The sequence below is a fragment of the uncultured Rikenella sp. genome (assembly GCF_948810725.1).
In the GTDB taxonomy this organism is placed as follows: Bacteria; Bacteroidota; Bacteroidia; order Bacteroidales; family Rikenellaceae; genus Rikenella.
Window position 1 is genome coordinate 20,718 of record NZ_CAQIVA010000025.1, and the last position, 6,536, is coordinate 27,253.

Consider the following 6,536-nt stretch of genomic DNA (forward strand, 5'->3'; position numbering starts at 1 on the left):
CGCATTATAGCGCCCCGCCGAGAAAACCCAGCCCGACAAACTCACCAAGAATGAGGACTGCGGAGCCTAAGGAGTAGCGTAGCTATCACGAAAGTCTTTTGGGTACCTTTTCTTCAGAAAAGGTACGGTTCCATACAGGACAAAGAACGGAATGCAAAAAATCGATCGGATAATTACATGTTATTTTTTACAGCTTTTGCACGCGCCTTTTTTCTTGGCATTTTCGCCCACCTCGTCCGCCTTTTCACCGACCTTGTGCGCCGCCGCCGAGACCGCCGTAGCAGCCGTAGCCACCCCCTTGTTCACCTTCTCCTTGACCGTTTCGGAGACCTGATCCGCCTTTTCTTTGACCGTTTCTTTCATATGTCCGGCCTTTTCCTTCGCCTGATCGGTTTTCTCCTTGACCGTTTCTTTGACCTGTTCGGCCTTTTCTTTCACAGCCTCTTTCATTTGGGCCGCTTTTTCTTTGACCGTCTCTTTGACCTGTCCGGCCTTGATCGACACAGCCGTAGCCGCATCCGAAGCCGCATCTTTTACTGCTTTTCCGGCGTCTTTCAGTTTGCTTTTTGCTCCAGCCAAAGCTACTTTGGCTGCTGCGTTGCTTGCATTTGTTTTCATAACAGATAAGTTTTTAAAAGGTTATATAATAGAGTGAATTAGTGGGTTTTCGAATCGACCGTTCCGGGCGCCGGCGTCGCAGCGGGAGTTTCCCAGTGGAACGGTTGGAAATCGGAGTTCGGGTCGCGCCAGCTCGGTTTGCGCAGCGCGTAGATGATGAACGGCGTGGCCACCACGATCACCGCCCCGACGATCAGCACTCCGAACCACATGCCGTTGCTGATGCCCGAGATGGAGCCCGGCTTCACGAAGCTCAGCACGAAGGCCAGCAGCGAGCCGCAGAACCCGACACCGCCGACCAGCCACAGGAGCGCGTTGCCCTGGCGACCGATCCGGAACGGGCGTTGTTCCTTCGGCATCCGGTAGCGCAGCACGATGGCCGAGGCGAACATCAGCATGTACATGATGAGGTAGAGCAGGACCGTCAGCTGCGAGAGTATCTGGTAGAAGGACTGCACCGACGGCATGATGACGAACAGGAGCCCCAGCAGGGTCACCACCCCGCCCTGGATGTAGAGGATATTCTTCTGCACGCCCAGTTTGTTGGTCTTCTGGAAGAACGGCGGCAGGTAGCCCGAGCGTCCGACGGTGAAGATCCCTTTCGAAGGGCCGGCCACCCAGGTCAGCACGCCCGCCAGCACGCCGAAGGCCAGCGCCACGGCGATCACCGGGGTCGCCCACGTCAGGTGGAGGTATTTCAGGTAGCCGTCGAAGCCGACCAGCAGCGACTGGGTCAGGTTGATGTCCTTGGCGGGCACCACGAAGCCCAGGGCGAAGGTGCCGAGCACGAAGATCAGCACGGTAGCGGCGGCGCTGATAAAGATGGCTTTCGGATAGTTCCGGTCGGGATTCTTGACATCCATCACGTGGACGCCCATCATCTCCATCCCGGCATAGAAGAGGAAGATGCTGGAGGCGAGGACGAGGTTGTCGAATTTCGAGAGGTCGGGGAAGAAGCTCTGGCTCATGTCCATGTGGTTCTGTCCTCCGGTGGCGATGTAGATCACGCCGAAGACGATCAGCAGTCCGGCCGGAATGATGGTGCCGACCATGGCCCCGATTTTTGAGACCTTACCGACCCACCCCAAGCCTTTGAGCGAGATGAAGGTCGCGATCCAGTAGATGGCCAGCACGACGATCAGCGTATAGAGTTTGTTTGAGGCGAGGGTCATGTCGTGGACTTCGTTCATGCCGATAAAGGCGATGGAGACGGCTCCGAAGGTGAGCACGGTGGGGAACCAGATGGTGCTTTCGACCCACTGGAGGAAGATGGCTAGGAATCCGGCCCGGGTTCCCATGGCTTCGCCCACCCAGCGGAAGACGCCGCCCTGCTTGGTGGAGAACATGGCGGCCAGTTCGGCAGCCACGAGCGCCGTCGGGATCAGGAAGACGATGGCGGCGAAGAGGTAGTAAAACGCGGAACTGAGTCCGTAGGTAGCTTCGGCCGGAAGCCCCCGTAGGCTCACCACGGCGGCGATGTTCATGATGGCCAGCGTCATCACGCTGAGCTTGACCGCGGTGGATTTGGTAGAACTTGCCATGATCGGATAGGTTTTAGAGAATGAATAACTTGATTTTCGGTTCAATAATTCTTTCGTCGTAAATGGTGGTATCCGGGACGTTCGGTCGTTCGAAGCAGGCTTCGGCCGGTTTTTCGATGGGGGCCGGGGGAGCGAGCCTTCGGACGGCGTGTTGTCGGTTCGCGACACAGTGTTGCAAAGAGCGTGCAATTTCGTTCCGTTTCGCGAGATTTTTTTTAAGCCGAGATTTTAACTCGAAGAAAATCTGTTGTTTATAATTCGTCTGCGAAGCGGGGGTTGCGCAGACAAAGGGTTGGGCTGAGCAGATTAAGCGATACGCAGTATCGCTCTGTCCCGCCGGGGTCACCCGGACGCCGCCCGCGCAGGGCAGTTTTAGGCGTGACAAAGCTCGACCGCGCGCCACGCCTTAAGAGGGAAATCGTCAAAATGTGCTGGCACGTTTTGACAAGATTTCCCCAGGCGCGCGGACAAAGAACGACGTGTGAAAAAACTCGATCCGCTCGCGAAAACCCCGTCGCCCGCCCGCCTAAAGAGGGATTTCGCTCGTTTTGCGGTGAGCAAAATCGAGATGAAATCCCTCTTTAGGCGGGCGGGCGACGGAAACGTGGCGGAGCGAAAGCGGAGCCGCAATGATGCTGACACGGGGCAGTGCTTGGGGCTGTGCTTTTGCGGCTCGTAGAGCCGCGCGGGCCGAAGCCTCCCGCAGCGGAGGCCCGCAACTGACGTTGCTTTGAGCCCCGCAGGCTTCGATCCGCGTGAACTTGACAGAAAAAGGCGTTGCTCTTGCGGCTCGCAGAGCCGCGCAGTTCGCCGCCACCCCACGCGGCGGAGTGCAACTCGACGGAGCTCGTTGCAGTCACCGCTGGCGGCGACCCGCTTAAACCAAAAGCGAATAGCGCTATTCCTTGAGGAATCGCCGTCCTCGGCGAGAGCGACGCATCAGCGGCGCGTGGGGGGCGCGCCGAGGACGAATCTTACAGAATGGGGCGGTGAATGTGTTGTTGCTCTTGCGACCTTTAGGTCGCCGGCCTGTTCGCTCAGCGGCGAAGCCGCTCGGGGGAGTGGGCGACAGGCCGAAGCCGTCCGAAAAAGGTGTTGCTTTTGCGGTTCGTAGAACCGCCGGGCCTGCGGCGGGGCATCTTTGATGCCCGGGCCGGACGCCGCAGCCCGAACCGAAAGAATTGGGCGGTGCTGGTGGCGGAGTTCTTGCGACCCAACGGGTCGCGCGGGCCGGACGCCTGCCCCCGGTAGGCCCGCAACACGCCGCTCACGCGTCGAGAATTGCGGCACCTCCCGGGCGTCCGCCCCACCAAGGTCAAACCAAAGTAGGATAGAGACAACCAACAAAACGCCCTGCGGGCACCGCCCCGGGCTACCACGACGGCGGCGGGGGCGCGCTGTACTACGTCGGCAACCACGGGTTCAGCTGGTCTTCCAGGGTCAGCGGTACCTATGGCATGCACTTGGTTTTCAACGTGACGGAGCTCTACCCCAGCAGCGCGGGCTACCGCGCCTACGGTTTTCAGTTGCGTTGCCTCTCGGAATAAACGGGGGCGCGAAACACTCGAACCGGGCCGCCTCTACCCTAAAGCGATCCCAAGTAGCCCGCCGCCTCTGCCCGACGGCTACCCCAAATAACCGGCCCCTGCGGTCGACTTGTCAATTTAGCTCCAGCGTCGGGAAATTTCGCCTCCGTGCCGGGGCCGAAAGAATAAAAGCCCTACATTTGCGTTTAGAAAGACACTATGCGTTTCACCCTCCAACATACCGACCCCAACTCCCGTGCCCGAGCCGGCATGCTCCGCACCGACCACGGCGAGATACCCACCCCGATTTTCATGCCCGTCGGCACCGTCGGCAGCGTCAAAGGCGTCTTCCACCGCGACCTCCGCGACGAAGTCCGCGCCCGGATCATCCTCGGAAATACCTACCACCTCTACCTGCGGCCCGGAACCGACACCTTGTATAAAGCCGGCGGTCTGCATCGGTTCGCGGGGTGGGACGGCCCCATTCTGACCGACAGCGGCGGATTCCAGGTCTTCTCGCTCACCGGCATCCGGAAACTGACCGAAGAGGGGTGCCGCTTCCAGTCCCATATCGACGGCTCGCGGCATCTGTTTACGCCCGAGAACGTGATCGACACCCAGCGCCTGATCGGCGCCGATATCATGATGGCCTTCGACGAGTGTCCGCCGGGGACGGCGGAGTACGACTACGCCTCGAAATCGTGGGACCGGACGGCACGGTGGCTCGAACGCTGTTTTGCGCAATACGTCAAGACCGATTGCCCGTATGGCTACCACCAGTCCCTCTTTCCAATCGTGCAGGGATGCACCTATGCCGACCTGCGTCGGAAATCGGCCGAGTTCGTCCGGCAGTTCGACGCCGACGGCTATGCCATCGGCGGGTTGGCGGTGGGGGAACCCGCGCCGGTGATGTACGAGATGATCGAGGTCGTGAACGAAATCCTCCCCTCCGACCGGCCGAGGTACCTGATGGGCGTGGGGACGCCGATCAATATTTTGGAGGCGATCGAACGGGGCGTGGACATGTTCGACTGCGTGATGCCGACGCGCAACGGACGCAACGGGATGCTCTTCACCTCCGAAGGGATTATTAATATCCGTAACCAAAAGTGGGCCGAGGATTTCTCGCCCATCGATCCGATGGGGCACACCTTCGTGGACACGGCTTATACGAAGGCTTATCTGCGCCACCTGACCGTCGCCGGCGAGATGATGGCCGCACAGATCGCGTCGCTGCACAATCTGGGCTTTTATCTGTGGCTCGTGGGCGAGGCGCGGCAGCGGATCGTGGCGGGCGATTTTGCCGCATGGAAGGCCGAAATGGTCGAAAAACTGGGCCGGAGGCTATGATACGACTACTCAAGAAACTCAAACTGCAAATCATCGACCGGTACATCATGCGCCGGTTTCTGGGGACATATCTCTTTGCTATCGGGCTGATCATCATGATCGTCGTGATTTTCGACGCGGCCGAGAAGATCGACGACTTCCTGGAGGGGCATGCCCCGGTGTCGGCTATCCTGCTCGACTACTACGTCAATTTCATCCCCTACTTCGTCAACCAGTTCAGCGGGCTTTTTACCTTTATCGCCGTCATCTTCTTCACCTCGAAGATGGCCTACGACACCGAAATCATCGCCATTCTTTCGAGCGGCGTGAGCTTTCGGCGGCTCATGTGGCCTTACTTCGTCTCGGCCCTGCTGATCACCGTTCTGAGCCTGAGCCTGAACCTCTTTCTGATTCCCGAGGCCAATGCCCGGCGGCTGGCTTTCGAGGCGAAGTACATGGGGAAACACAAATCGGCTTACGAACCCCACATCTACCGGCAGCTCGAACCCGGGACGTTCGTCTACATCCGGGGGTTTCAGGACAAGAGCAAAGTGGCCGAATACTTCGCCATCGAGAGTTACGACGGCGGGAATATCGTCAGCACGCTCGAAGCGCAGAACGTCCGGTTCGACACCGTGACGGGACGGTGGAAGGCTTCGAAATACTTCACGCGGCACTATGAGGGGGAGCGCGAGATACTGACCAAATACACCACGCCGTTGGACACGGCGATCAACCTGATCGCTGCCGAGCTGGGGCGGACGCAGAACCTCGTTCAGACGATGAACTCGGTGCGTTTGCGGCGTTTCATCCGCCAGCAGCAGGCCAAAGGGTCGGACATGGTGCCGATTTTCCAGATCGAGGCCTATTCGCGGTGGGCTTATCCGTTGTCTACGTTCGTGTTGACTTTGATCGGAGTGTCGCTTTCGTCGCGCAAAGTGCGGGGCGGGACGGGGCTGCATATCGGGGTGGGGATCACGCTCTGTTTCACATATATCGTGTTGATGCGTTTTACGGGCGAGTTTGCCAAAGGGGGGATGCTGCCTCCGGTGATAGCCGTTTGGCTTCCGAACGTGATTTATGCTGCGATCGGGGTCTACCTTTACCGCCAGGCGCCGAAATAGGCGGTTCTTCGTGGCCTGTTTTTTGATGGGGTTGGGGTGCGGAACGAAGAACTGGATCGCCGTGCTGCGCGTTTTAGGGATTTGGTCCGTCGGCAGCTTTAGGATGCGTCAGCATCCGTCTAAAGGAGCGATTCAACTATTTCGGCGGTGAGCCGAGATAGAATGAATCGCGCAAGGCGCGCGAACAGAGAATAGGGCGAAGTAAACAAGTAAGCGAAACGTAGTTTCGCTCCGTCCCGCCGGGGCGCCCATCGGGCGTTTTGTTAGGGTTGTCTTTGCCTTATTAGCCGTCCGCCGCCCGCGCAGGGCAGTTTCAGGCGAGGCAAAGCTCGACCGCGCGCCGCCGCCTAAAGAGGGAAATCGTCAAAATGTGCTGGCACGTTTTGACTGGATTTCCC

General features: G+C 59.0%; 4 protein-coding genes. 2 read left to right on the forward strand and 2 right to left on the reverse strand.

All coding sequences use genetic code 11. The annotated features are described in order from the left end of the window. Positions 1-180: 180 nt before the first annotated feature. Positions 181-618, reverse strand: a complete 438-nt coding sequence (locus Q9S52_RS07385; RefSeq protein ID WP_294594149.1) for a YtxH domain-containing protein — start codon at positions 616-618, stop codon at positions 181-183. 38 nt (positions 619-656) lie between these two features. Beyond that, a complete protein-coding gene (gadC, locus tag Q9S52_RS07390) occupies positions 657-2,159 on the reverse strand; it encodes a putative glutamine/gamma-aminobutyrate antiporter GadC (RefSeq protein WP_300725846.1) in 1,503 nt (500 codons plus the stop codon). A 1,745-nt stretch (positions 2,160-3,904) separates the two neighbouring features. Between gadC and tgt the strand changes: the two genes are divergently transcribed. Continuing rightward, entirely contained in the window at positions 3,905-5,035 is a 1,131-nt protein-coding gene (gene tgt / locus Q9S52_RS07395) for a tRNA guanosine(34) transglycosylase Tgt (RefSeq protein ID WP_297627734.1), read from the forward strand. Then, positions 5,032-6,138 (forward strand): LptF/LptG family permease, encoded by a 1,107-nt coding sequence (locus Q9S52_RS07400; protein ID WP_294594830.1) that lies wholly within the window; start codon positions 5,032-5,034, stop codon positions 6,136-6,138. Before tgt ends, Q9S52_RS07400 begins: the two co-directional genes overlap by 4 nt. Positions 6,139-6,536 lie beyond the last annotated feature (398 nt).

What these genes read in the sequence shown, in the direction of transcription:
- Q9S52_RS07385 (WP_294594149.1), bottom strand. Translation starts at nt 618, where the DNA reads ATGAAAACAAATGCAAGCAACGCAGCAGCCAAAGTAGCTTTGGCTGGA.
- gadC (WP_300725846.1), bottom strand. Translation starts at nt 2,159, where the DNA reads ATGGCAAGTTCTACCAAATCCACCGCGGTCAAGCTCAGCGTGATGACG.
- tgt (WP_297627734.1), top strand. Translation starts at nt 3,905, where the DNA reads ATGCGTTTCACCCTCCAACATACCGACCCCAACTCCCGTGCCCGAGCC.
- Q9S52_RS07400 (WP_294594830.1), top strand. Translation starts at nt 5,032, where the DNA reads ATGATACGACTACTCAAGAAACTCAAACTGCAAATCATCGACCGGTAC.